The organism is Roseateles koreensis, from assembly GCF_028595305.1.
Taxonomy (GTDB): Bacteria; Pseudomonadota; Gammaproteobacteria; order Burkholderiales; family Burkholderiaceae_C; genus Paucibacter_A; species Paucibacter_A koreensis.
In genome coordinates this window covers 218292-242508 of the sequence record NZ_JAQQXS010000007.1, presented here as the reverse complement: position 1 = coordinate 242508, position 24217 = coordinate 218292, and the positions used below count along the sequence as shown (strand labels likewise).

Genomic DNA, 24217 nt, shown 5'->3' with positions numbered 1-24217 from the left:
CCACACGGCCGGGTCAGGGATTGAGGGAGCGCCGCGAGCGGACGACAGGCTGGGCGGGCGGGGCACAGGACCCGGAACGACCTCCCTGGTCGTGAGGATTCCGTGCACCGCCCAACGACGCCAGGCGTTCGCGCAGTAGCGCCATCAGTTCCTGACGGGCTTGCCGGTTTGGAGCATGCCCATGATCCGCTCTTGCGTCTTCGGATGCTCCAGCAAGGAGCAGAAGTGCTTGCGCTCCAAAGACATCAGATATTCCTCATCCACCAGCGAGCCGGCTTCCACCGCGCCACCGCACAGCACATCGGCGATCAAGCTGGCCAGGTGATAGTCGTGGGCGCTGATGAAGCCGCCGTCACGCATATTGGCCAGTTGCCCCTTGATGGTGGCGATGCCCGAACGGCCGGCCACCGGGAACTTGGCACGCAGCGGCGCACGGTAGCCGGAGTCGAACATGGCCTTGGCTTGGGCCGTCGCAACGTACAGCAGTTCGTCCTTGTTCGGGACAATGATGTCGCTGTCGAGGAAGAAGCCGTTCTTCTTGGCTTCCAGCGCCGAAGTCGCCACCTTGGCCATGGCCGCGGTGGTGAAGCCGTCTTTCAGGAACATGAAGATGTCGGCATTGGCATTGCCAGCAGCAGCCATTTCAGCGGCACGGCGAGCGATGTAGGTCAGGCCGCCGGCGCCGGGGATCAGGCCCACGCCCACTTCGACCAGGCCGACATAGCTTTCCATGTGGGCAACGCGGCGGGCGCAATGCACCGCCAACTCGCAGCCGCCGCCCAGTGCCAGGCCGCGCACAGCCGCCACCACGGGCACCGTGGCGTAGCGGATGCGCAGCATCGCGTCTTGCAGCTTCTTCTCTTCCGGGGCAATGCCCTTGGCGCCCTTGGTCATGAAGACCGGCATCAGCGCTTCCAGGTTGGCACCGGCGGAGAACACCTCATCGGGCGACCAGACCACCAGGCCCTTGTAGCCGGCTTCGGCGATCTCAACGGCCTTGATCAGGCCTTCCGTGACGGTCGGGCTGATCAGGTGCAACTTGGCGGTGATCGAGGCGATGACCACTTCGTTGTCCATCGTCCAGACGCGCACTTCCTCGTTCTTGAACAACTCGGTGCCGGCCTTCAGCGGCTCGGGCGCACCTTCGCCAAACAGCGCTTCCGGGAAGGCCTGGCGTTGGTACACGGGCAACTCGGCACGGGTCTTGAACTTGCCTTCAGCGGCGCTCCACGAGCCGGCCTTGCTGTGCACGCCGCCGTTGTCGGCGACCGGGCCTTCAAACACCCAGGCGGGCAGCGCAGCGCTGGCCAGGGTCTTGCCGGCAGCGATGTCTTCACGCACCCACTCGGCCACTTGTTTCCAGCCGGCTTGCTGCCACAGCTCGAAGGGGCCCTGCGAGGCGCCAAAACCCCAGCGCATGGCGAAGTCAATTTCGCGCGCGGTGTCAGCCACGGTGTCCAGGTGCACCGCCACGTAGTGGAAGCTGTCGCGCAGGATGGACCACAGGAACTGGGCTTGCGGGTTGGTGGATTCGCGCAGCAGCTTGATGCGCTCGGCTGCGGGCTTCTTCAGCATGCGGGCGACGATGTCGTCAGCCTTCTTGCCGCCGGCCACGTATTCGCCCGTGGCGAAGTCAAGGCGCTGGATGTCCTTGCCCACCTTCTTGTAGAAGCCGCCACCGGCCTTCTGGCCCAGTGCGCCCTTCTCGATCAGGCCCGCCAGCACCTTGGGTGTGGCGTAGGTGGAGAAGAACGGGTCGTCCTTCAGATTGTCCTGCATGGTCTTGACCACGTGGGCCATGGTGTCCAGACCGACCACGTCCGCGGTGCGGAAGGTGCCGCTGGAGGCGCGGCCTAGCTTCTTGCCGGTCAGGTCGTCCACCAGATCGCAGGACAGGCCGAACTTCTCAGCTTCAATCATCGTAGCCATCATGCCGGCGATGCCGACCCGATTGGCCACGAAGTTAGGGGTGTCATTGGCGCGCACAACGCCCTTGCCCACGGCGCTGGTGACGAAGCTTTCCAGCTGGTCGATCACTTCCGGACGGGTGGTGGGCGTGTTGATCAACTCCACCAGGTACATATAGCGCGGTGGGTTGAAGAAGTGGATGCCGCAGAAACGGGGCTTCAACTCTTCTGGCAGCACTTCGGCCAGCTTCGTGATCGAAAGACCCGAAGTGTTGGAGGCCACGATGGCGCCCGGCGCCACAAACGGCGCAATCTTGCGGTACAGGTCCAGCTTCCAGTCCATGCGCTCGGCGATGGCCTCGATGATGAGGTCGCAGTCCTTGAGCAGGTCCAGATGTTCTTCGTAATTGGCTTGCTGGATCAACGCCGCGTCGGCGGCGTCGCCCAGGGGAGCTGGCTTGAGCTTCTTCAGGCCGTCGATCGCCTTGGTGACGATGCCGTTCTTGGGACCTTCCTTGGCGGGCAGGTCAAACAAGACCACAGGCACCTTGACGTTGACCAGATGCGCAGCAATCTGCGCGCCCATCACGCCAGCGCCGAGAACGGCGACTTTGCGAACTTGGAATCGACTCACAACCTTCTCCCTAAAAAAACAACAAGGTAGAGCTGCCCGGTTCAGCGGCAACTCCACCGTAAAAATGGCTTACTCGACGCGCACCCAGGTCTGGGTGCGGTAGAAGAAACCGATATAGCCTCTCATCTCCAATTTCTTGCCGCCTTCAATCGGCTTGAGACGAGTCTTGTAGGACTTGCCGTTGTTGGGGTCGAGAATTTCACCGCCCTCCCACAAAGACTTGTCGCTGGCGTCCTGCTTGAGCCCATGGATGATGGTCATGCCCACCACGGGTTTGTCCTTGCGATCATCCGTGCACTTCTCGCACTTGGCATCTTGCTTGGTGGGATCAAAAACCTTTTCAATGACACCCGTGAGACCAGTTGCACCATCGGTGATGCGCACCAGCGATTTCTCGGTCTTGCCGTCGTCGTCAATGGTCTTCCACAAGCCTACTGGACTGGCTTGGGCCAGTGCGAGGTTGGCAACAAGGGTCATGGCAGCGGCAGCAACAAACTTTCTCATGGGCGTCTCCTGATTTGATTTGAAATGATTCCCGACCGAAAGACGGGCCACCAACCGATGGCCCACTCACACTGACAACAACGAAAGTGTTTAGAACAGCGCCTCGTCCATGGCCATCAACGGTTGCAGACCGGCACGCGCGGTGCGGATCAGCGAAGCCGTTTCAGGCAACAACTTGGCGAAATAGAAACGAGCCGTCAACAACTTGGCGGTGTAGAAGGTGTCGCCGCTGGCTTGTTTCTCCAGCGCCACCTTGGCCATGCGGGCCCAGAAGTAGGCAAACGTCATGTGACCCACGACGCGCAGGTAATCCACGGCCGCAGCACCCACTTCATCGGGGTTCTGGAAGGCCTTCATGCCGATCTCGGTGGTCAGCTTGGTCACCTTGTCGCCAATGTCAGCCAACGGGTTGATGAACTCCTGCATCGCCTCGTTGGTGCCTTCTTCTTCGACGAACTGAGCAATCTTCTTGCCGAACTTCTTGAGCTTGGCGCCGTTGTCACCCAGGATCTTGCGGCCCAGCAGGTCCAACGACTGGATGGTGTTGGTGCCTTCGTAGATCATGTTGATGCGGGCATCGCGCACAAATTGCTCCATGCCCCACTCATGGATGAAACCGTGGCCACCGAACACCTGCATGCAATGCGAGGTCGCAATCCAGGCGTTGTCGGAGATGAAAGCCTTGATGATGGGGGTCAGCAGCGCGACTTCGTCATCAGCTTCCTTGCGCTCATCTTCGTCGGCGGCGCTCAGGGAGCGGTCCAGCGTGACGGCCACGTAGGTGGACAGGGCACGGCCGCCTTCGGCATAGGCACGCGCGGTCAGCAACATCTTGCGCACATCGGGGTGCACGATGATGGGGTCGGCGGCCTTCTCGGGCGCCTTGGGGCCGCTCAGGGCGCGCATCTGGATGCGGTCCTTGGCGTAGGCCACGGCGTTCTGATACGCCACCTCGGTCAGTCCGAGTGACTGGTTACCCACACCCAGGCGGGCAGCGTTCATCATCACGAACATGGCAGCAAGGCCCTTGTTGGGCTGCCCCACCAGCGTACCGACGGCATCTTCCAGCACCATCTGGCAGGTGGCGTTGGCATGGATGCCCATCTTGTGCTCCAGGCCGGCGCAGAAGATGCCATTGCGCTTGCCCAGGGTGCCGTCGGCGTTCACCATGAACTTGGGAACAACGAACAGCGAGATACCCTTGGAGCCTTCCGGCGCATCAGGCAGGCGAGCCAGCACCAAGTGCACGATGTTGGACACCATGTCGTGCTCACCGGCGGAGATGAAGATCTTGGCGCCGTTGATCTTGTAGCTGCCATCAGCCAAAGGCTCAGCCTTGCTGCGCAGCATGCCCAGATCGGTGCCGCAATGCGGCTCGGTCAGGCACATGGTGCCAGTCCACTCGCCACTGGTCAGCTTGGGCAGGTAAATCGCCTTTTGCTCAGGGGTGCCGTGCGCGTGCAAGGCCTCGTAGGCGCCGTGGCTCAGGCCGGGGTACATGGTCCAGGCCTGGTTGGCCGAGTTCATCATTTCGTAGAAAGCCTGGTTCAGCACCAAGGGCAGGCCCTGGCCGCCAAACTCGGGATCACAACCCAGCGAGGGCCAGCCGCCTTCCACGTACTGGGCGTAGGCTTCCTTGAAGCCCTTTGGGGGGCTGACTTCGTGCGTCACTTTGTCCAGCGAGCAGCCTTCAGCGTCGCCGCTGAGGTTCAAGGGCGCCAGCACTTCCGCCGCGAACTTGCCGCCTTCTTCCAGCACCGCGTTGATGGTGTCAACGTCCATGTCAGCATGCTGCGGCAAGGCCTTGAGTTGGTCCACCACGTTGAGCACTTCGTGCATCACAAATTGCATGTCGCGCAGGGGCGGGTTATAGATGGGCATGTCGAACTCCGGGTGAAAAAGACGAAATAGGTGAAGAAAATCAGCGTCGCGGCTTCTTAGTGCTCGCAGCGGTGACAGCTTTTTTGGCCGAGGCGTCCGCCTCCAGGCCGGCAGGGGTTGCATAGGATTGCACCGCACGGTCAAAACCCAGTCTTGCCCGCTCCAGCGCACCCAGATTGCGCAAGAACCGCGCATCGTGATGAAGGGAAAGAATCAGTCCGTGCAACTCAAAAAGAATCTGCTCAACATCGGCGTCAGCTTGCAGATGACCCACCTCTTGCGCCAGCACAATGGCCTTGTACAGGGCCGCATGCCAGTCCTTGACCATCGAGACCAAGGCGTCGCGTACCGGGCCGGGCCGGTCATCAAACTCAACGGCGCCGCTGATGTAGATGCAACCCGCATCCAGTTCCAGCGAAACGCGGCGCACCCAGCGCTCGAACAAAGCACGCAAGCGCGGCAGGCCACGGGCTTCGAGAATGGCGCTGAAAAAGACCTCTTCTTCAAACTTGGCGTGGTACTCCATCACCACGGCAATCTGCAATTCTTCACGCGAGCCGAAGTGGGCAAAAACGCCCGACTTGCTCATTTTCGTGACGTCCGCCAGCGCGCCGATCGACAGCCCCTCCAAGCCCATGTGCGAGGCCAGCCCCAAAGCGGCCTCAAGAATCACGGCCCGGGTGTGCTGCCCTTTTTGCAGAGTACGCACACCACGCCCAGGCTTGACCACAGCAGCAGCGGTCAGGTCGACATCAGGTTTGATGGGAAGGGTCATGGACACGGGCGAATTCCGGAAAGGCTTCGGTTGGACGGGGAGAAACAGCGAATGAATTGCGGCGAATAATAAAACGAACGATCGTTCTATTTTGCAGAAAGTTTGCAACTTTTGCTTGGTTCACCGAGAGTTTTTTTGCTGTTTTTTTAGAGGCCCCTGCCTAGGCACCGAAACGTCCGTCAGGCGCACAAACCCCGGCATGGCGCAGTGCATACCCCCACAAAATCGAACAGTCTGGTCAATTGCAATGACAACGCCTTGACAGCCCCCCTCACCACCGCCCGGCAGGGCGTCCGCTGTCGCTTAGCGCGCACGGGGCCACCACGAAAGCGACGAAAACTTGAATCGGCGCGGCCACTTGCAGTACGCTCCGCCTTGGAGGTCTCACGCTGTGGATGTACTTCAACTGGATTGCTCAGGTCGACCGCAAGCTTGGATTTCGACCCGTGAAGCGGCCGTCATCTATGCCTGCGACGGTGTGGCCTGGACGCTTGGCGATCCCTGCCAGACCTTGCGCGGCGGCTTGCAGCGGCGCACCGGCCAGCAATCCCGCATTGAGGTTCACCCCATCATCGCCGTGCGCGGCTCGGTGCCAAGTCGGGCTTGGCGCCAAGCGCCGTCCTTGTCCAACCCCAAATTGTTCGCCCGCGACCGCTTTGTCTGCGCCTATTGCGGCCACAGCTTTCATGCCGATGACCTGACACGGGAGCACATTCACCCCACCTCCCGTGGCGGGCGCGACAACTGGATGAACTGCATCACTGCCTGCAAGGGCTGCAACGGCCGCAAAGGCAGCCGCATGCCTGAAGAGGCCAACATGAGCCTGCTCTACCTGCCCTATGTCCCCAATTTGCATGAAGACATGATTCTGCGCGGGCGCCGCATTTTGGTGGATCAAATGGAGTTTTTACTCGCCAGCGTGCCGCGCTCAAGCCGACTGCATGGCTGAACAAAGGGCCTCGGCTGCGCGTTTTGGGCGTTTTGGGCAACTGAATCAAGCGCCGAATGCTCGCCTCCCTTGCGTTAAATAGTGTCAAGCCGTCAACCTCGGCACAATGACAGGCGTTGGGCAGCGGTCTGCCCACGGAGAAATTGAAATGTTCGTCATGAAAAAAATCATCCTCAGCACCACACTCGTGGCCCTGGCAACCCTGAGCGCCTGCTCCACCACCAGCCCCGATGTGATCAAGCGTGAAGACGCCCAACGCATGGCGCAAATTCAAGACGCCACCGTACTGTCGGTTCGCACCGTGACGGTGGACGGCTCGCAAAGCGGTATCGGCGCCGTCGCAGGCGGCGTGGTCGGCGGCATTGCCGGCTCGTCCGTGGGCGGACAGCGTGAAAACGCCATCGTCGGTGTGCTGGGTGCGGTGGCCGGTGCCGTGGCCGGCAATGCAGTAGAGCGTGCCACCACCCGCGAAGACGCGGTCGAAATCATTGTGCAGTTGCGCAATGGCGAACGCCGCTCCGTGGTGCAAGCCAAGGGCCAAGAAAATCTGCAGCCCGGCGAGGCGGTGATTCTGGTGACGACTGGCGGCAAAACGCGCGTAAGCCGCGCTCCGGCCGTTACCGCCGCACCCATGAACGAGCCAGCGCCGCGAAAGTACTGAGTATTTTCTGCCCGTCAGCGCACGATAAGTGCCTGGCAACGCGTCGGGCAGCGTACGCAGTCAAAACTCAAGAAGGCGCCGGCAAACTGCCCGCGCCTTTTTTCATGGCCACCCGAACGATGGAAGTCCTGCGCAAATCAGCCAGATTTACGCACTGTTACGCCAAAGAATTACACCGCTTGAATTGTCAGTTAGCAGCCATCGACCATGGCACCGCGACAAACCGACGCGGCGATATTTCAGGTGATTTACCTGCTTTTCAGGGTCTATTCGCCACAAATCAACAGCGACAATCACGCAGACACAAGGTGGCCTGTACGCCGCGTGCAAGTTCAGGACAGTACCCCGCGTGCGCAAGCGCACGTTTTTTGCCGTCAAGCGCTTGATCGCAAGGTTTACAGTGCTCGATTGAAGTCTCGCGCCCAGGCCCGTCGCCTGGACAATCACACGCATTGGCATCATCAAACTAGAGAAGCTCTGTGGAACCCACCCTGGCCGAGTCGCCTCAGTCTGCCCTTTCCGGCGTGGCACGCATGCTGGTGCATGCCGGCAAGCTGCAACCCAAGCAGGCCGAAGAGTTGATTCGCCAGGCCCGCGAGAAAAAGGCCAGCTTCGTCAATTCGGTGATTGCGGCAGGCGTGATCAGTCCCACAGACTTGGCGCACACGCTGTCGTCTGCTCTGGCGTTGCCGCTGCTCGACCTCAGCGCCATGGACCCGCAGCGGATGCCGCGCGACATCGTCGACGCCAAGCTGGCCCACCAGTATCAGGTGGTGGTGCTGGGCCGGCGCGGCAGCCGACTCTTCATCGGCGGGGCCGACCCGACCGACCAGGACGTGATGGAGCGGATCAAATTCGCCACCCAGCTGAGTCCGGAATGGGTCATCGTCGAGCACGACAAGCTCACGCGCATGTTGCAGGGTTCGGGCAGCAGCGCCAGCGAGACCCTGGAGTCGATGGCCGGCGGCGACTTTGACTTCGACATTGCCGAAGAAGAAGCACCCCAGCAAGAAGCCGCCGAACTGGCCGACGTGGAAGATGCACCCGTGGTGCGCTTTCTGCAGAAGATGCTGGTAGATGCCATCAATCTGCGCGCCTCTGACTTGCATTTCGAACCCTACGAATTTCATTACCGGGTGCGCTTTCGCGTAGACGGTGAACTGCGCGAAATCACGCAGCCGCCCATCGCCATCAAAGACAAGCTGGCCTCGCGCATCAAGGTGCTGTCGCGCCTCGACATCGCGGAGCGGCGGGTGCCGCAAGACGGGCGCATGAAGCTCAAGTTCGGTGCCAAGGCCATCGACTTCCGGATCAGCACCCTGCCCACGCTGTTTGGCGAAAAAATCGTGATCCGTATCCTGGATCCGTCCTCGGCCAAGCTGGGCATTGACGCCTTGGGCTACGAAAAGATCGAAAAAGATCGGCTGCTGGCCGCCATTTCTCGCCCCTACGGCATGGTGCTGGTGACGGGGCCCACCGGCTCGGGCAAGACCGTGTCCCTGTACACCTGCCTCAACATTTTGAACCAGCCGGGCGTCAACATCTCAACGGTGGAAGACCCCGCCGAAATCAACCTGCCCGGTATCAACCAAGTCAACGTCAATGACAAGGCGGGGCTCGGATTTGCGGCGGCGCTGAAGTCGTTCTTGCGGCAAGATCCCGACATCATCATGGTCGGCGAAATCCGCGACCTGGAGACCGCTGACATTGCCATCAAGGCCGCTCAGACCGGCCACATGGTGATGTCCACCCTGCACACCAACGATGCGCCCAAAACGCTCAGCCGTCTGCTGAACATGGGCGTGGCGCCCTTCAACATCGCGTCCAGCGTGCTGCTCATCACGGCCCAGCGTCTGGTGCGGCGCCTGTGCGAGAACTGCAAGGCGGTTGCAGAGTACCCGCGCGACGCTTTACTTCGCGCCGGTTTTGTCGAAGAAGAGCTCGACGGCTCCTGGAAGCAGTACCGGGCAGTCGGCTGCTCGAATTGCAATAACGGCTACCGTGGACGGGTCGGTCTCTATCAGGTCATGCCGATCACGGAAGACATCCAGCGCATCATCCTGAACCAAGGCTCCGCCATGGACATCGCCACACAGGCGGCCAAGGAGGGGGTACGGGATCTGCGCCAATTCGGCTTGGTGAAAGTGCGCGCCGGGGTCACGACCCTGGAAGAAGTCTTGGCGGCGACCAATGAATAACAAGGCCACAAGCGGCCCCCGGAGGTGAAATGGCGACAGCAACAGCAACGGCCCGACGAACGACCGAGTACACCTACGAATGGGAGGGCAAGGACCGTAACGGCAAGCTCGTGCGGGGTGAGATGCGCGCCGGTGGCGAAGCCATGGTCAGCGCCTCGCTGCGGCGCCAGGGCATTCTGGTGTCCAAGGTCAAGAAGCGCCGGATCAGCGGTGGCAAATCCATCAAACAAAAAGACATCGCCGTGTTCACCCGGCAATTGGCCACCATGATGCGGGCCGGTGTGCCACTGCTGCAATCATTCGAAATCGTGGGGCGTGGCAGCACCAACCCGCGCCTGACCCGTCTGCTCAACGACATCAAGAACGATGTGGAAACAGGCACCAGCCTGTCGACGGCCTTGCGCAAGCATCCGATGTACTTCGACGCGCTGTACTGCAATCTGGTGGAGGCGGGTGAAGCCGCCGGTATTCTTGAAACGCTGCTGGACCGCTTGGCCATCTATCAGGAAAAAACCGTTGCCCTGAAGAACAAGATCAAGTCCGCGCTAACCTACCCCATTGGCGTGCTGGTGGTGGCCTTCATCGTGGTGGCCGTGATCATGATCTTCGTGGTACCGGCCTTTGAGGACGTGTTCAAGTCCTTCGGTGCAGAGTTGCCAGCGCCCACCATGATGGTGATCGCCATGTCCAAGATCTTCGTGTCCTACTGGTGGGCCATTTTTGGCAGCATCGGCGGCGGCATCTACTTCTTCCTGCAGTCGTGGAAGCGCTCGGTCAAGATGCAAAAGACCATGGACCGACTGCTGCTCAAGATCCCCGTGTTCGGCGATCTGCTGTACAAATCGGCCGTGGCGCGCTGGACGCGCACTCTGTCCACCATGTTCGCCGCAGGCGTGCCCCTGGTGGAGGCACTCGACTCCGTGGGGGGGGCCGCCGGTAACGCGGTATTCGCCGAAGCCACCGAAAAAATTCAACGTGATGTGTCGACCGGCACCGCCTTGACCACCTCGATGACCAGTACCGGCATCTTCCCGACCATGGTGTTGCAAATGGCGTCGATCGGCGAAGAGTCCGGCTCGTTGGACCACATGCTGTCCAAGTCTGCCGAATTCTTTGAAGACGAAGTCGACGAGGCCGTCAAAGCCCTGTCCAGCCTGATGGAGCCCTTCATCATCGTCATTCTGGGCACCATCATTGGCGGCATCGTGGTCGCCATGTACCTGCCGATCTTCAAACTGGGCCAGGTGGTCTGAGTACCGCGCCTCACCTCACCTCACCTCACCTTACCTTTCTACAGAACATTTCTTCATGTCCGCTGCTGAAATCGAATGGCTGCTCTCGCCGCTTGCGCTGGGCCTCCTGGGCTTGTGCGTGGGGAGTTTTCTCAATGTGGTGATCCACCGCCTGCCCCAGATGATGGAGCGCCAATGGCTGGTGGACGCCACGCACACGCTGAGCGACGGCAAAGAATTGGCGCGGGCCACAGGCCGACCTCAAGCCGAAACCGACAAACTGGCCGCAGCCGCTTCCGCCCTGGGCGCGCACATGGAAAAGCTGCCGCCCTTGGGCATCGCCCTGCCCCGCTCACGCTGCCCCGCTTGCGGCCATCAACTGGCCTGGCATGAGAACTTGCCCCTGATCGGCTGGCTACGCCTGGGCGGCAAATGCGCCAGTTGCAAAACCGCCATTTCCAAACGGTACCCGCTGATCGAGCTGAGCACCGCGCTGATGTTCGCGGCCCTGTCCTGGCACTTTGGCGCCCAGCCCAGCACCCTACTGTGGTGCGGGTTCAGCGCGGCCTTGCTGGCCCTGGCTGCCATCGATTGGGATACCACCCTGCTGCCGGACGCCATCAACCAACCGCTGCTGTGGGCAGGCCTGGCCGCTGCCTTGGCCGGCCTCACCGTACCCTTGCATGAAGCCATGATCGGCGCCTTGACCGGCTACCTGTCGCTGTGGTCCATCTACTGGTTGTTCAAGCTGCTGACCGGCAAAGAGGGCATGGGCTACGGCGACTTCAAACTGTTGGCCGCCCTGGGCGCCTGGCTGGGTTGGCAAATGATTTTGCCCATTGTCCTGGGAGCCTCGGTGATTGGTGCTGGCGTGGGCATCGCGCTCAAGATGAACGCCAAGCTGCGCGAAGGCCGCTACGTGCCCTTCGGCCCCTTCCTGGCCGGAGGCGGATTTGTGGTGCTGTTTGCCGGATCGCAACGCGTTCTGGGTTGGCTGGGATGGGCTTGAAGCAAGGCGCCACACGCCTGCGTATTGGCCTTACCGGGGGCATCGGTAGCGGCAAGAGCACCATTGCAAGATGCCTGCAGGAGCTCGGCGCCGCCGTCATTGACACTGACGCCATCGCCCGCTCTCTGACGGCGCCACAGGGCGCCGCGATGCAGACCATCTCGGCCCAGTTTGGCGCACAAGCGGTCGCACCTGATGGCGCCCTGAACCGGGATTGGATGCGTGGGCAAGTCTTTGCTAACCCCGAAATCAAGCAGCAACTAGAGCGCATCCTGCATCCCATGATTGGCGCTCAAACGGAAGCACTGGCCGCCGCCGCAACCACCGCCAATCCACACACCACGCTGGTGTTTGACGTGCCACTGCTGGTTGAATCCGGCCGCTGGCGCCAGCGGGTGGACCGGGTGCTCGTGGTTGATTGCGAAGAAGAAACCCAGATTCAACGCGTGATGCGGCGCAATGGCTGGCCGCGCGAGGCGGTCTTGGCCGTGCTGTCCCAACAAGCCTCGCGCCAGGCACGCCGCGCCTGCGCCGACGGCGTGATCTTCAATGAACAACTCGAACTCACCGCCCTCCAGGCGCAGGTCTTGAGCCTTTTTAGGCGTTGGACCTGAGCGATTCCATGTCGGGGCGGCGTTAGCAAGGGCTCCGGCTGTGAAACAATCAGCCAAACATCAAGTTGCCGACAAATTCTGAGTCGCAACGCTCGCATCCACGCTGACCGACAGGGATGGCCGCCTTGGTCTTATACGAATATCCGTTCAATGAAAGCATCCGCACGATGCTGCGCTTGGAACATCTGTTCGACCGTCTGGGTCAGCTGATGGAGCGGGAAACGCCGCTCGACCATCATTTCGCGCTGGTCACCGTGTTCGAAATCATGGACGTGGCCTCGCGTGCCGACCTCAAATCCGACTTGCTCAAAGAGCTGGAGCGTCACAAAGCGCAGCTCAACAGCTACCGCGGCAACCCCGGGGTTTCCGAGGCGGCCCTGGACCAAGTCGTCACACGCATTGACCACGCCTACGACGGCCTCAACAAATTGGTCGGCAAGGCAGGGGCATCGCTCACCTCCAACGACTGGTTGATGAGCATCCGCAGCCGCATCAGCATTCCTGGTGGCACCTGCGAATTCGATCTGCCGGCGTACTACACCTGGCAGCAATTCCTGCCCGTGCGCCGACGCAACGACCTGATGCAGTGGACCCAGAGCCTGATGCCTTTGGCTGAGGCGCTGCAGGTGCTCCTGGGCTTGCTGCGCGACTCTGGCTCCCCGCACAAAGTGGCCGCCACGCACGGGCAATTTCAACAAAGCCTGCCGGCTGGGCGGGTTTACCAACTGCTGCGCATGCGCATCGATCCCTGCCTGGGCCTGATCCCTGAGATCAGCGGCCATCGCCTGATGATTTCGATACGGATGATGCGGCAAGACGAAGAAGGCCGCCTGAAGCCCGCCCTGCAAGACGCCAGCTTCGAGCTGACACTGTGCGCCTGATTGAACACCTGATTGAGTCGATCAGCGCGCGATTGAACCGGAACCCACCATGAGCAGTACCCCACGCATCGTGCGTTGCCCCACCTGTGGCGGCGACAGCATCTTTGCGCCCAGCAACAGCTGGCGCCCTTTTTGCAGCCAGCGCTGCAGGCAAATCGACCTGGGCGCCTGGGCCAGCGAGAGCTTTCGTGTCGAGGTCAGCCCGCCACTGGAAGACCAAGACCCCGACGCGCTGCCACAAGACCTGCCGCACTGAGCCAGTAACTCAGACCAGGTGCGCCACACGGGGCCGCAATTCAGCCGCCGTCGTGAACAGTTCAGCTTGCCAGCCGTGCGCCCGCGCCGCAACGATATTGGCAGGATGGTCATCGAGAAACAAGCAGCTCTGGGCTGGCACCTCGAACTGTGCCGTCGCCAGCTCGAAGATCGTCGGGTCAGGTTTTGACACCTTCACGCGGCCTGAGAACACGCCGCCCTCAAACCAATCGTGCAGCGGGTAGTGACGCTCCAAATGATCGGCATATGGCTCCGGCATATTGGAGAGGAAAAACAAGCGATGCCCTGCCCGCTTGAAGTCTTCAATCAGCCGCACGGTGTCAGGCAACACCTGCAATTCATCCGGCACCGCGGCCACCACCTGCGCCACTTCCGCAAGCGGCCAACCGGTGCGGTCAGCAATGCGCTGCGTCACGGTGGGTGCATCGATCAAACCCTGATCAAACGCCCCCCAATCGCCGCTGTAATTCTGAAAGAAGTCAGTGGCGAGCGCCGCCCCCTGGGCCACGTCAGCCGCCCTATGCGGCCAGACCCGCGCCAAAAAGGACGCAGGGTGCCAGCGGAACAGCACGCCGCCAAAGTCAAAAACAATGTTTTCAGGCTTTTGGGGCTTTTCGTTTTTATCGTTGTTCATGCGCGCAAGTAACTCAACAAACCAGCGGTAGATGAATCCAGTCCGGCGCTGTCGCCGCTGGCCAGCCGGGGCAGCAACTTGCTGCACAGGGCCTTGCCCAACTCCACCCCCCACTGGTCAAAACTGTTGATACCCCACAGCACGCCGCTGACAAACACGCGGTGCTCGTACAGCGCGATCAATGCGCCCAGGGAGCTAGGGGTGAGTTGATCCAGCACCAGCATCGTACTGGGCCGGTTGCCGGGAAAGCTGCGGTGCCGGGCCAAAGTCTCAGGGTTGAGGGTTTTGGAGGCCGTTGGCGCCGTCTCTTGCAGGGCCTCGTCAAACGCCTTGCCCTGCATCAGTGCCTGCGATTGCGCCAGGCAATTGGCCAACAATTTTTGGTGTTGATCGGCCAGGCAAGCCGCCAATTCGCCGCACACATGCGGGCCGAAATTGGGCGTCTTGACGGCGATGAATTCAACCGGGATCACATCCGTGCCCTGGTGCAGCATCTGGAAGTAGGCGTGCTGCCCGTTGGTTCCAGCCTCCCCCCACACCACCGGGCTGGTGGCATAGGGCAAGCTTTGCCCGGCCCGATCCACGCCCTTGCCGTTGCTCTCCATCTCCAATTGCTGAAGATACGCCGGCAAGCGGCGCAGGCCTTGGTGGTACGGCGCCACGCTGCGGCTGGTGAAGCCGTGAAAATTGCGGTACCAGACATCCAGCAAACCCAGTAGCACCGGCAGGTTTTTTGCCAGCGGCGCCTGTGCAAAATGCCCGTCCATCGCATGCGCACCCGCCAGCAGCGCGCGGAAATTCTCAGCGCCAATGGCAATGGCGATCGGCAGGCCGATCACCGACCACAGCGAATAACGCCCCCCCACCCAGTCCCAAAAACCAAACGTGGTGGTGATACCAAACGCACCAGCAGCAGCCGTGTTGCTGCTGGTAGCGACAAAGTGACGCGCCACATCGGTCCCGCCATTCGCCACAAACCACGCCTTGGCGGCCAGTGCATTGGCCAAGGTTTCCTGCGTGGTGAAGGTCTTCGAAGCGACGACAAACAAGGTGCTGGCCGGCTTCAAATCGCGCAGCACTGGAGCCAGATCGTGGCCGTCCACGTTGGAGACGAAATGAATCTTCAGCCCCGCCTGGGTGAAGGCCTGCAGGGCCCCCACCACCATGGCCGGGCCCAGGTCGCTGCCGCCAATGCCGATGTGCACCACGTCCGTGATGCCGCTGCGGGCGCTGTCGCGTACCTGCTCGGCAAAGGCCAGCATGGCGTTCAGAGAGGCTTGTACCTCGTCGCTGAACAGGCCCTGCCCGGCCGGTGCGCGCAAGGCCGTATGCAGCACGGCACGGCCTTCAGTCAGATTGACCGGTTGGCCGCTGAACAGCGCATCGCGTTGTGATTCCAGGCCCACATCGCGGGCCAGTTGCAGGAGCAAATCCAGCGTGGAGGCGTCAATGCGGTTCTTGGAGAGATCAGCAAAAATCTCAGGAACACGCAAGCTCCATTGCGCAAACCGCTCCGGCTCGTCAGCCAAGGCCTGGCGCACATCAAAGTGCTGGCCCTGGGCCTTGAATCGAGCTTGCAGCAGGCCCCAGGCGGGGCTTTGATCACAACGCGAAACCGACATAACGTTCAACTCACAATCATCTGATCCAGCTTGGCCGAGTCGACGGCGAAGAGGCGAATGCCTTCGGCCAACTTCTCGGTGGCCATGGCATCCTGGTTGAGGGCGAAGCGGAAGCCCGCTTCATCGAAAGAAACCTTGGGCACATCCGCGGCACGGGCTGCCGCAGCGTCCAGAGCGCAAGGCAGCGGCGCGTCGAGCGCCTGCAACTGCGAGAGCAAATCGGGGCTGATGGTCAACAAATCGCAACCCGCCAGCGCCTGGATTTGGCCCACATTACGGAAACTGGCGCCCATCACCTCGGTGTTGATGCCGTGCTTTTTGTAGTAATTGAAAATCTGCGCCACCGACTTCACACCAGGGTCGTTGGCGCCGCTGCTGGCCACTTCGTTCCAGGCCGCGCCAGCACTCTTCTTGTACCAGTCGTAGATACGGCCAACAAACGGCGAGATCAAGCGGATACCAGCATCGCCGCAGGCCACCGCCTGGCAGAAGGAGAACAGCAATGTGAGGTTGCAGTGAATGCCCTCGCGCTCCAGCTCGGCCGCTGCCTGAATGCCTTCCCAGGTGGAGGCGATCTTGATCAACACGCGGTCGCGGCCAATGCCGGCCGCTTCATACAGCGCCATGACGCGGCGGGCCCGCGCCACGGTGGCGGCAGCATCAAAGCTCAGCCGTGCGTCCACTTCGGTCGACACCCGGCCCGGCACCACCTTGAGAATTTCGAGGCCGAAGCGCACCAGCACGGCATCCACAATTTCATCCAGCGGCTTGCCCTTGTGGGCGGCCACGGTGTCCTTCAGCAAAGGGGCATAGTCAGGCGACTGCACCGCCTTCAAGATCAAGGACGGGTTGGTCGTGGCGTCGCGCGGCGCGAACTGCGCCAGTTGCAGAAAATTGCCGGTGTCGGCAACCACGGTGGTGAAAGACTTGAGTTGGTCGAGTTGATTCATGGCTATTGCAGTGTGTGAGGGCAATCCCGTATTAGAACCGTTTCACCACTTCCAGGCTGGCCTGGGTGGAAGCGCCTGAGGTTCGGTTACAGACTAAGCCGCGACAAAACCCCCATGAAACCTGTCAAAAGGGCAAGCCGCATTGACCGAATCACGAAACTCCGGCATCATAATTCCAGAAACTTTGTTACATCAACAATTCTTTGTCCGCCGTGCCACCTCCGGGTGAAGCGAGCGCCCTTCTCTCAAGGCTTCAACGCGTTATGTCATTCGACCTCGTATTTTTTGGCGGCACCGGCGATCTCACCTGGAGAAAGCTGATGCCGGCCCTGTTTCAGGCCTTCCGTCACGGCAAGCTGCCGGCCGGCGGGCGGATTCTGGCGGTGGCGCGTGACGACATGCCGGACGAGCGTTACCGCGAGTGGCTGAAAGAGCGGTTTCAAGAAGTCGACGGTTCCAAACGACCCAATGACGAAGAGTTCGAGAAATTCGCCGCCCTGCTGCATTACCGTCGCATGGACTTGTCGCAGCCCGAGCACTACCAACGCCTGAAAGACTGGCTGGACGAGCGCCAAGCCGACACCGTGGTGTTCTACCTGGCGACCAGCCCGCACCTGTTTACGCAGGTGTGCGAGCAACTGGGCGCCGCCGGCCTGAACCACGACCGGGTGCGCGTGGTGCTCGAGAAACCCCTGGGCCATGACCTGGCGAGCGCGCAACAGATCAACCGTGTCGTGCGCTCGGTCTTCAAGGAAGAACAGGCCTACCGCATTGACCACTACCTGGGCAAGCCGTCGGTTCAAAACTTGATGGCGCTGCGCTTTGGCAATGCCTTTTTCGAACCGCTGTGGCGTCGAGAGAGCATTGCCAACATCCAGATTACCCTGGCCGAGCGCCTGGGCGTTGGCACCCGCGGGCCCTTCTACAACGAGACCGGCGCCCTGCGAGACATGATTCAAAACCATGCCTTGCAATTGTTGACCATGATTGCCATGGAGCCGCCATCGACCAACGACGCTGACGCCATCCGCGACGAAAAGCTCAAGGTGCTGCGCTCGCTCAAGCCCTTCACGGCCGAGAGCGTGGCGCGCGATGTGGTGCGCGGCCAGTACCGCGCCGGCACTGCTGATGGCCAGCCGGTGGTGGGCTATCTGGACGAAGCCAAAGTTCCCTCGGACAGCCCGTGCGAGACTTTTGTCGCGCTGCGTACCGAGGTGCAAAACTGGCGCTGGGCCGGCGTGCCCTTCTACCTGCGCACCGGCAAGCGTTTGGCGGAGCGCGATGCGCAGATCGTCATCAACTTCCGGCAGGTGCCGCACCCGATTTTCCAAGGCACCAACCAAGCCAATCGGCTGGTGATCAAGCTGCAGCCTGAGGACGGCCTGGAACTGCAATTGCTTGCCGCCAAAGGGGGCGCGCATGGCGAAGCCCTGGCACCCGTCTCCCTGGACCTGGACTTTGACAAGGCCTTTGCCGCCAACCGCGTCGGCGCCTACGAGCGGTTGCTGCTGGACGCCATCGCGGGCCGCCTGAACCTGTTCGTGCGCAGCGACGAGCAGGAGCAGGCCTGGCGCTGGGTCGAGCCCATTCTGGACGCCTGGAAGGCCGACAACAGCGGCCCACGACCTTACAGCGCGGGCTCATGGGGGCCGGCAGCTTCGAGCGCTTTGGTGGCGCGTGACGGCTTCGCCTGGGGCGAAGAAGAGTGAGCACCATCACCGTTCACTTGCAGCATACCGGCGCTAAAACCACCGTCCGCAGGGGGCTGAAATGAGCATTCTCGAACGCGTCAAGGCGGCTTTGCCCGCCCTGCCGCCCGCCGAACAGCGGGTGGCCAAGTTGCTGCTGAACGACGCCCGCGCCTTCACGAATCTGCCGGTGAGTGAACTGGCCGACCGCGCCCATGTCAGCAAACCGACCGTGGTGCGCTTTTGCCGCAGCGTGGGCTACGACGGGCTGGCTGATTTCAAACGCAAGCTCGCAGGTAGCGTCAATGAAGGCGTGCCCTTCGTGCACCGGGCGGTGGATGAAGACGAAAAGCCGGCCGACTTGATCGTCAAGGTGGTGGACAACGCCGTCGCCGCACTGCTGCACTACCGCAACGACGCAGCCAGCCACGCCTTTGAGCGCGCCGTCAACGCGCTCTCCGAATCGGCGGTGAACGGGCGGCGGATCGAGTTTTACGGCGTGGGCAATTCCGGCATCGTGGCGCAAGACGCGCAGCACAAATTCTTCAGGCTCGGCGTCAACACCGCAGCGTGCAGCGACGGGCACGTGCAATTGATGAGTGCAACCATGCTGCAAGCGGGTGACTGCGCGGTGTTGATCAGCAACTCAGGCCGCAGCCGCGACATGCTGGACGTGGCCGACATCGCCCGCAAAAAGGGCGCCACGCTTATCTTCATCACGGCCAGCGGTTCACCGTTGGCGGCCTTGGCCCAAAGCCAGGGGCAAATTCTGCTGGCAGTAGACCACCCCGAAGATTACGACCGCTACAGCCCCATGGTGTCACGCCTGCTGCACCTTGTTGCGGTGGACATTCTCACCACCGGCGTGGCCTTGCGCTTGGGCCAAACCCTGCGCCCCATGCTGCAGGAAATCAAGCGCAATCTGCGCAGCAAACGCTACGCCAGCTGATCAAGGCGGACGAGGCCGCGGCGCGAAGGCAAGCACTGCGGCAGCGTATGCCTTCACCGGAAATCAGTCTGCGCGGGCCTCGACCAACTCAGGCCACAAAATTTCTGCCACGCCGTACACCCTGGCCAACTCGCGCAGTTGAAGGGGAACATGGCAGACCTGCATCTGCACGCCTTCTTGGCGACACAAGCGGGAGGCGCTCAGCAGCAGGGTGAGCACGGCGGAATCAAAGTCTTGCAATTCAGCGGCGCTGATCTTGAGCTGCACCGAGGCCGCATTGCACAGCTGGTGCGCTTCAACTTGCAGAATGGCCTGCCAGCTCTGCCACAGGGCCGGCACATCATGCAGGCGCACGGTGGCCGGCAATTTGAGCATGCTTTGCTCAGACATCAGGCCTTGGCACCCGAGGCGTTGGCAGTGTTTGCGCCGCTGGCCTTCTGGTTTTTTTCGACCAGGGTCTTGATCAGACCATCAATGCCGTTGGCACCAATTTCCTGGGCAAAACTGTTGCGATACTGGTCCGCCAGCCAAATGCCCAACACGTTAACGTCATAGATCTTCCAGACGCCGGCATTGTTTTCAAGGCGGTAATCCAGCTGGATCGGATCACCCTTGCCACGGATTTCCGTCTTCACAACCACCTCGGTATCGGTCGGGCTGGCGCGCAGCGGCTTGAGGGCGATGCTCTGATCCTTCACCTGCGTCAAGGCGCCTGCATAGGTCCGCACCAGCAGGGTCTTGAACTCTTCTTGCAGGCGCTTTTGCTGCTCGGGCGTGGCCTGTCGCCAGAAGCGGCCCACGGCTGACGAGGTCATGCGTTGGAAGTTCACATGAGGCATGACCTTGGTGTCCACCAGCGTAATGATCCGCTGGACATCGCCGCCTTGAATGGCTTTGTCCGACTTCACGGCTTCAAGTGTTTCCAGGGACAGCTGGCGAATCAGCAAATCCGGCGCCGAGGCATCCGCCGCATGCGCGGGCAAGCTCAAGGCAGCCATCACGCCCGCCGACAGGAAACCGCAGATCAAAAACAGACGCTTGCTTGCAATCATGGTGTGATTATTCTTTCTTACAGGGGTTCAGGGAGCCACGTTCTTGAACGCCGCGGGCACTCTTTGGTGCACCACGGCTACAAAGTTTTACGGCCCAGCCTGGGGATTTTCGCTGACCGGCTTTTCAGGCGTCAGCACTTCGAACTCGTCATCGTCCGAAAAACTGCCCCGACGCTGCAGATAAGCGTCGCGGTAGAAGGTGTATTTGTCCAGCGCAATGCCTTCAAGCATTTGGCTGGCGCGCAAGAAGTTGGCGCGCGCATTGATGGTCTGCAAGCTGTAAATGGCCACTTTGGCACTGCCGTCTTCGAACAGCATGGAGGGCGAGGCAGCCCAATCCCAAGGGATGGCCAAGGTGTCGCGCACCGATGAAGGGCCGAACAGCGGCCACACAATGTAAGCCCCGGTGCCAAACCCCCAGCGGCCAAACGTCTTGCCCAGGTCTTCACTCTTCTTTTCGAGTCCCACCTCGGTGGAGATATCGAGCAAGCCCCCAAACCCCAGGGTGGTGTTGACGGCAAAACGCATGCCCTGCTCAACGCCCGACTTGAAACGGCCTTGCAACAGCAGGTTCACCGTGGACCAGGCATCGTTGACGTTGCCGAAAAAGTTGTCGATGGACAGGCGAATCTGCGCCGGCACCAACTCGCTGTACGCGGTAGCCACGGGCACCAGCACATGCTCGTCCAACGCGTCATTGAAGCTGAAAACCTTGCGATTCCAGGACTCCCAAGGGTCGAGTTTTTGCCCCTGGGCGCCCGGGCCGCGCAAGCTGGCGCAAGCGCTGAGCATCAGCGCCATCAGCAACACCGCCAGACGACGCCACGATCTGTGCTCGCTCATGGCTTGGATCCCGAAGACGCAGGGGCGCTGTCCGCCGCCTTGTTGTAGAGAAATTGGCCAATCAGGTTTTCCAGCACCACAGCGGACTGGGTCTGGCTGATGTTGTCGCCCGCGCCGAGATTCTTTTCTTCAGCACCAGCCTCCAGCCCAATGTACTGCTCGCCCAGCAAACCGGCGGTGAGAATCTTGGCCGAGCTGTCTTTGGGGAAGGCCATCTTCTTTTGCAAATTGATGATGACCTTGGCCTGAAAGGTCTTGTCGTCAAAAACGATGGACTCCACGCGGCCCACAACCACGCCAGCACTCTTGACCGCCGCATGCGCCTTGAGCCCGCCGATATTGTCGAACTTGGCCGTCACTTGATAGGTTTCATCGAAATTCAGGCTCAGCAGATTGCCGGCCTTCAAGGCCAAAAACAGCAAGGCCGCGGCGCCCAGCACCACAAAAAAACCTACGCTTGCGTCATGTCGAGAGGCTTGCATGCCGTGCTCCAAAAACTTGTGTGTTCTGCAAAATCAGATCGAAAACATCATGGCTGTCAGCACGAAATCAAGTGCCAACACCGCCAGCGAAGAAACCACCACCGTCCGTGTGGTGGCCTGCGCCACGCCTTCAGGTGTGGGTTGGCAGGTGTAGCCCTGCAGCAATGCCACAAAGGTGACGGTCACGCCAAACACCAGGCTCTTAACGACCCCGTTGCCCACGTCGGCAAAAACCTCAACGCCGCCTTGCATCTGCGACCAAAACGCGCCGGGGTCGATGCCAATCAACACCACCGCTACCAACCACCCGCCGACCACGCCAACGGCCGAGAACAAGGCCGCCAACAAAGGCATGGCAATGAAGCCGCCCCAGAACCGCGGCGCCAGCACCCGGGTGAGCGGGTCGACCGCCATCATCTCCATCGCGGTGAGTTGCTCGCCAGCCTTCATCAAACCGATTTCTGCGGTCAACGAAGTGCCTGCCCGCCCGGCGAACAGCAGCGCTGACACCACCGGCCCCAACTCACGCACCAAACTCAGCGCCACCAACAAACCCACGGCCTCCGCCGAGCCGTACCGCTGCAAGGTGTAGTAGCCCTGCAAGGCCAGCACAAAACCGACGAACAAGCCCGAGACACCAATAATGGACAAGGACCGGTTGCCCAGAAAGTAAACCTGCTCACGCACCAGCCCAAATCGCTGCAAGGCTTGCGGCGTGCGCATCAACAACTGCATCAGCAGTCGCGTGCCCGCGCCAACAGCGGCCAGATGGGATCGGGTCGCCCGCCCCACGGACGCCAGAAATCCGCTCAACGCGCCGCTCATGCCGCTGCCCCCAGGCCAAAGTCTTGTGCCACCGGCACCGCGGGTTGATGAAAGCGCACCGGCCCATCGGCGTGAGCACCCACGAATTGCTGCACCAAGGGATCTTCGCTGTGGCGCAACTCATCCGGCGTGCCCTGCGCCACCACCCGACCATTGGCAATCATTACCACTTCGTCGGCAATCGCGAAGGTTTCATGGATGTCATGCGAAACGATGACACTGGTCAGCCCCAAAGCGTCATTCAAATCACGAATCAAACGGGCAGCAACACCCAGAGAAATTGGGTCCAAGCCCGCAAAAGGCTCGTCATACAGCACGAGATCGGGGTCCAGGGCGATGGCCCGGGCCAGGGCCACACGGCGAGCCATGCCGCCCGAAACCTCGGCGGGCATCAAGTCGCGTGCGCCACGCAGGCCCACGGCGTTGAGCTTCATCAGCACCAAGTCACGAATCATCGACTCGGGCAGCGTTGTATGTTCACGCAACGGGAAGGCAACATTCTCGAACACCGAAAGATCGGTGAACAAGGCGCCAAACTGAAACAACATGCCCATGCGGCGACGCACGGCATAGAGCTGGTCCAACTGGAGGGGCGCGAGGTCTTGCCCGTCGAACAAAACCTGCCCCTTGAGCGGCCGGATCTGCCGCCCCAGAAGGCGAAGCACAGTGGTCTTGCCTCCGCCGGATGTGCCAATCAAGGCAAGCACCTTGCCGCGTGGCAGGCTCAGGTTGACGGACTCCAGAATCACCCGATCCCCATAACCGCAGCTGACATCGCGCAGTTCGATCATAGGAGTAGCGAGAGGAGATTGTGAGCTTGATTGGGGCGCCATGAGCCTTGGACGGATGGGCTCAACGCCCGATTGGCAAAGGTGACATCATAGGGGAATCCCCGAACCCACGTTGGGGCCGCTCAACGAAGCCCCTTGGCTTTGGCGTGAGGATCTTCATCAAAATTTACTTCAACGCGAATCAACGACTTGACATCGCGCCCCGTCAACTGCCCAGGCACAAACTGAACACCCATAAAGGTTTTTCTGGCGAGGTCCTGAAACGCCGGCGGCAGGCCTTCCCCCTCCACCCGCACGCGTTGAACCACCCCTTTCTCATCGATATACAGGGCCAGAATTTCGCGGTAATGCCCGTCCGCCGTCCAGCCATCTGGCCAGGGCAGCATGGGGGATTCCCGCATCACCGGCGGCTGTGTGAGCTTGGGCCTCGGGACATAACCATCCCATTCACTGCCATCCGCCGGGGTCTTTGACGCCGAGCCGATGAGCGCCAGTGCCTGCACCGGGGCGGGTGCATCGCCAAGTGTCGGGTCGCCGCGTAGGCGCTCAGGCAACGGTGCGTCCGCGGGCATGGTGATAGGCGCTGAGGCTGCTTCGGGCACTTCAGTCGTCACCTCGACGATCGGCCGAGCCAAACGCCAGTCTGACTCAGCATTCCATCGAATGCGCACCGCCTTGTCGGATCGATGCCCGGCGGTGCTTGCAGGCTCACCCGCACTATCGCGGGAGAACGCCGGCACCCAAGCAGGCGCAGGGCACGCCAAGGCAAGCAAGACCAAGCCATGCCCCGCCAGGGCAGCCGCAGCACACCAAAACCAGGCGCGCCCTTGACGAAAATTCATGCAACTTTGCGTTTCAAG

Annotated in this window: 24 protein-coding genes; 10 read left to right on the top strand and 14 right to left on the bottom strand. The window is 61.2% G+C overall.

The genetic code is table 11. From position 1 onward, the window contains the following. Window positions 1-144: 144 nt before the first annotated feature. From PRZ01_RS09970 to PRZ01_RS09955, 4 genes are all read right to left on the bottom strand, one after another. Window positions 145-2541 (bottom strand): 3-hydroxyacyl-CoA dehydrogenase/enoyl-CoA hydratase family protein, encoded by a 2397-nt coding sequence (locus PRZ01_RS09970; RefSeq protein ID WP_273596623.1) that lies wholly within the window; start codon window positions 2539-2541, stop codon window positions 145-147. Window positions 2542-2610: 69 nt separating this feature from the next. Beyond that, complete coding sequence (locus PRZ01_RS09965) at window positions 2611-3045, bottom strand: DUF2147 domain-containing protein (protein WP_273596622.1); 435 nt, start codon at window positions 3043-3045, stop codon at window positions 2611-2613. A 90-nt stretch (window positions 3046-3135) separates the two neighbouring features. Continuing rightward, complete coding sequence (locus tag PRZ01_RS09960) at window positions 3136-4926, bottom strand: acyl-CoA dehydrogenase C-terminal domain-containing protein (protein ID WP_273596621.1); 1791 nt, start codon at window positions 4924-4926, stop codon at window positions 3136-3138. A gap of 40 nt (window positions 4927-4966) precedes the next feature. Then, window positions 4967-5701: a TetR/AcrR family transcriptional regulator gene (locus PRZ01_RS09955; RefSeq protein ID WP_273596660.1), complete on the bottom strand. Its 735-nt coding sequence runs from the start codon at window positions 5699-5701 to the stop codon at window positions 4967-4969. A gap of 391 nt (window positions 5702-6092) precedes the next feature. Here PRZ01_RS09955 and PRZ01_RS09950 point away from each other — a divergent pair, with 391 nt between their 5' ends. The 8 genes from PRZ01_RS09950 (at window position 6093) to PRZ01_RS09915 (ending at window position 13501) form a co-directional block, all read left to right on the top strand. Continuing rightward, entirely contained in the window at window positions 6093-6650 is a 558-nt protein-coding gene (locus PRZ01_RS09950; protein ID WP_273596620.1) for an HNH endonuclease, read from the top strand. Window positions 6651-6807: 157 nt separating this feature from the next. Then, the gene (locus PRZ01_RS09945; protein ID WP_273596619.1) at window positions 6808-7311 is read left to right on the top strand and encodes an outer membrane lipoprotein; all 504 of its coding nucleotides are present in this window, start codon (window positions 6808-6810) and stop codon (window positions 7309-7311) included. Window positions 7312-7844: 533 nt separating this feature from the next. Next, a complete protein-coding gene (gene pilB, locus PRZ01_RS09940) occupies window positions 7845-9509 on the top strand; it encodes a type IV-A pilus assembly ATPase PilB (protein WP_273596659.1) in 1665 nt (554 codons plus the stop codon). A gap of 29 nt (window positions 9510-9538) precedes the next feature. Beyond that, window positions 9539-10762: a type II secretion system F family protein gene (locus tag PRZ01_RS09935; protein WP_273596618.1), complete on the top strand. Its 1224-nt coding sequence runs from the start codon at window positions 9539-9541 to the stop codon at window positions 10760-10762. Between the two features lie 55 nt (window positions 10763-10817). Beyond that, window positions 10818-11750, top strand: a complete 933-nt coding sequence (locus PRZ01_RS09930; RefSeq protein WP_273596617.1) for a prepilin peptidase — start codon at window positions 10818-10820, stop codon at window positions 11748-11750. Beyond that, a complete protein-coding gene (gene coaE / locus PRZ01_RS09925; protein ID WP_273596616.1) occupies window positions 11741-12364 on the top strand; it encodes a dephospho-CoA kinase in 624 nt (207 codons plus the stop codon). Before PRZ01_RS09930 ends, coaE begins: the two co-directional genes overlap by 10 nt. Window positions 12365-12489: 125 nt before the next feature. Then, window positions 12490-13245: a cell division protein ZapD gene (zapD, locus tag PRZ01_RS09920; RefSeq protein WP_273596615.1), complete on the top strand. Its 756-nt coding sequence runs from the start codon at window positions 12490-12492 to the stop codon at window positions 13243-13245. 49 nt (window positions 13246-13294) lie between these two features. Then, a complete protein-coding gene (locus PRZ01_RS09915) occupies window positions 13295-13501 on the top strand; it encodes a DNA gyrase inhibitor YacG (protein WP_273596614.1) in 207 nt (68 codons plus the stop codon). Window positions 13502-13510: 9 nt separating this feature from the next. Here the strand turns inward: PRZ01_RS09915 and PRZ01_RS09910 are convergent, their stop codons facing one another. From PRZ01_RS09910 to tal, 3 genes are read right to left on the bottom strand one after another with little or no spacing between them, the layout of a single operon-like run. Then, window positions 13511-14155 carry an HAD family hydrolase gene (locus PRZ01_RS09910; protein ID WP_273596613.1) on the bottom strand — a complete coding sequence of 215 codons (645 nt, stop codon included), beginning with the start codon at window positions 14153-14155 and terminating at the stop codon, window positions 13511-13513. Beyond that, window positions 14152-15777, bottom strand: a complete 1626-nt coding sequence (gene pgi, locus PRZ01_RS09905; protein ID WP_273596612.1) for a glucose-6-phosphate isomerase — start codon at window positions 15775-15777, stop codon at window positions 14152-14154. The genes PRZ01_RS09910 and pgi overlap by 4 nt, the downstream gene beginning before the upstream one ends. 5 nt (window positions 15778-15782) lie before the next feature. Then, window positions 15783-16727 (bottom strand): transaldolase, encoded by a 945-nt coding sequence (gene tal / locus PRZ01_RS09900; protein ID WP_273596611.1) that lies wholly within the window; start codon window positions 16725-16727, stop codon window positions 15783-15785. A gap of 263 nt (window positions 16728-16990) precedes the next feature. On the opposite strand from tal, the gene zwf reads away from it, so the two are divergent. Both zwf and PRZ01_RS09890 read left to right on the top strand, forming a co-directional pair. Then, window positions 16991-18436, top strand: coding sequence for a glucose-6-phosphate dehydrogenase (gene zwf / locus PRZ01_RS09895; protein ID WP_273596610.1), 1446 nt, complete (start codon window positions 16991-16993; stop codon window positions 18434-18436). A gap of 67 nt (window positions 18437-18503) precedes the next feature. After that, window positions 18504-19364 (top strand): MurR/RpiR family transcriptional regulator, encoded by an 861-nt coding sequence (locus tag PRZ01_RS09890; RefSeq protein WP_273596658.1) that lies wholly within the window; start codon window positions 18504-18506, stop codon window positions 19362-19364. Window positions 19365-19427: 63 nt separating this feature from the next. On the opposite strand, the gene PRZ01_RS09885 is transcribed toward PRZ01_RS09890, so the two are convergent. From PRZ01_RS09885 to PRZ01_RS09855, 7 genes are all read right to left on the bottom strand, one after another. Beyond that, on the bottom strand, window positions 19428-19739 hold the full coding sequence (locus tag PRZ01_RS09885) for an STAS domain-containing protein (RefSeq protein ID WP_273596609.1): 312 nt from the start codon (window positions 19737-19739) through the stop codon (window positions 19428-19430). 14 nt (window positions 19740-19753) lie between these two features. Beyond that, complete coding sequence (locus PRZ01_RS09880; RefSeq protein WP_409993829.1) at window positions 19754-20416, bottom strand: MlaC/ttg2D family ABC transporter substrate-binding protein; 663 nt, start codon at window positions 20414-20416, stop codon at window positions 19754-19756. A gap of 87 nt (window positions 20417-20503) precedes the next feature. Further along, a complete protein-coding gene (locus tag PRZ01_RS09875; protein ID WP_273596608.1) occupies window positions 20504-21259 on the bottom strand; it encodes an MlaA family lipoprotein in 756 nt (251 codons plus the stop codon). Further along, window positions 21256-21741, bottom strand: a complete 486-nt coding sequence (gene mlaD, locus PRZ01_RS09870; RefSeq protein ID WP_273596607.1) for an outer membrane lipid asymmetry maintenance protein MlaD — start codon at window positions 21739-21741, stop codon at window positions 21256-21258. The genes PRZ01_RS09875 and mlaD overlap by 4 nt, the downstream gene beginning before the upstream one ends. A 33-nt stretch (window positions 21742-21774) precedes the next feature. After that, on the bottom strand, window positions 21775-22566 hold the full coding sequence (gene mlaE, locus PRZ01_RS09865) for a lipid asymmetry maintenance ABC transporter permease subunit MlaE (protein ID WP_409993828.1): 792 nt from the start codon (window positions 22564-22566) through the stop codon (window positions 21775-21777). After that, window positions 22563-23357 (bottom strand): ABC transporter ATP-binding protein, encoded by a 795-nt coding sequence (locus PRZ01_RS09860; RefSeq protein ID WP_273596606.1) that lies wholly within the window; start codon window positions 23355-23357, stop codon window positions 22563-22565. The genes mlaE and PRZ01_RS09860 overlap by 4 nt, the downstream gene beginning before the upstream one ends. A 122-nt stretch (window positions 23358-23479) precedes the next feature. Further along, complete coding sequence (locus PRZ01_RS09855; RefSeq protein ID WP_273596605.1) at window positions 23480-24199, bottom strand: hypothetical protein; 720 nt, start codon at window positions 24197-24199, stop codon at window positions 23480-23482. Between the last annotated feature and the right edge of the window lie 18 nt (window positions 24200-24217).

Coding starts and splice junctions, on each gene's coding strand:
- PRZ01_RS09965 (WP_273596622.1), bottom strand. CDS start 3,045: ATGAGAAAGTTTGTTGCTGCCGCTGCCATGACCCTTGTTGCCAACCTC.
- PRZ01_RS09960 (WP_273596621.1), bottom strand. CDS start 4,926: ATGCCCATCTATAACCCGCCCCTGCGCGACATGCAATTTGTGATGCAC.
- PRZ01_RS09955 (WP_273596660.1), bottom strand. CDS start 5,701: ATGACCCTTCCCATCAAACCTGATGTCGACCTGACCGCTGCTGCTGTG.
- PRZ01_RS09945 (WP_273596619.1), top strand. CDS start 6,808: ATGAAAAAAATCATCCTCAGCACCACACTCGTGGCCCTGGCAACCCTG.
- pilB (WP_273596659.1), top strand. CDS start 7,845: ATGCTGGTGCATGCCGGCAAGCTGCAACCCAAGCAGGCCGAAGAGTTG.
- PRZ01_RS09935 (WP_273596618.1), top strand. CDS start 9,539: ATGGCGACAGCAACAGCAACGGCCCGACGAACGACCGAGTACACCTAC.
- PRZ01_RS09930 (WP_273596617.1), top strand. CDS start 10,818: ATGTCCGCTGCTGAAATCGAATGGCTGCTCTCGCCGCTTGCGCTGGGC.
- coaE (WP_273596616.1), top strand. CDS start 11,741: ATGGGCTTGAAGCAAGGCGCCACACGCCTGCGTATTGGCCTTACCGGG.
- PRZ01_RS09915 (WP_273596614.1), top strand. CDS start 13,295: ATGAGCAGTACCCCACGCATCGTGCGTTGCCCCACCTGTGGCGGCGAC.
- PRZ01_RS09910 (WP_273596613.1), bottom strand. CDS start 14,155: ATGAACAACGATAAAAACGAAAAGCCCCAAAAGCCTGAAAACATTGTT.
- pgi (WP_273596612.1), bottom strand. CDS start 15,777: ATGTCGGTTTCGCGTTGTGATCAAAGCCCCGCCTGGGGCCTGCTGCAA.
- tal (WP_273596611.1), bottom strand. CDS start 16,727: ATGAATCAACTCGACCAACTCAAGTCTTTCACCACCGTGGTTGCCGAC.
- zwf (WP_273596610.1), top strand. CDS start 16,991: ATGTCATTCGACCTCGTATTTTTTGGCGGCACCGGCGATCTCACCTGG.
- PRZ01_RS09885 (WP_273596609.1), bottom strand. CDS start 19,739: ATGCTCAAATTGCCGGCCACCGTGCGCCTGCATGATGTGCCGGCCCTG.
- PRZ01_RS09880 (WP_409993829.1), bottom strand. CDS start 20,416: ATGATTGCAAGCAAGCGTCTGTTTTTGATCTGCGGTTTCCTGTCGGCG.
- PRZ01_RS09875 (WP_273596608.1), bottom strand. CDS start 21,259: ATGAGCGAGCACAGATCGTGGCGTCGTCTGGCGGTGTTGCTGATGGCG.
- mlaD (WP_273596607.1), bottom strand. CDS start 21,741: ATGCAAGCCTCTCGACATGACGCAAGCGTAGGTTTTTTTGTGGTGCTG.
- mlaE (WP_409993828.1), bottom strand. CDS start 22,566: ATGAGCGGCGCGTTGAGCGGATTTCTGGCGTCCGTGGGGCGGGCGACC.
- PRZ01_RS09860 (WP_273596606.1), bottom strand. CDS start 23,357: ATGATCGAACTGCGCGATGTCAGCTGCGGTTATGGGGATCGGGTGATT.
- PRZ01_RS09855 (WP_273596605.1), bottom strand. CDS start 24,199: ATGAATTTTCGTCAAGGGCGCGCCTGGTTTTGGTGTGCTGCGGCTGCC.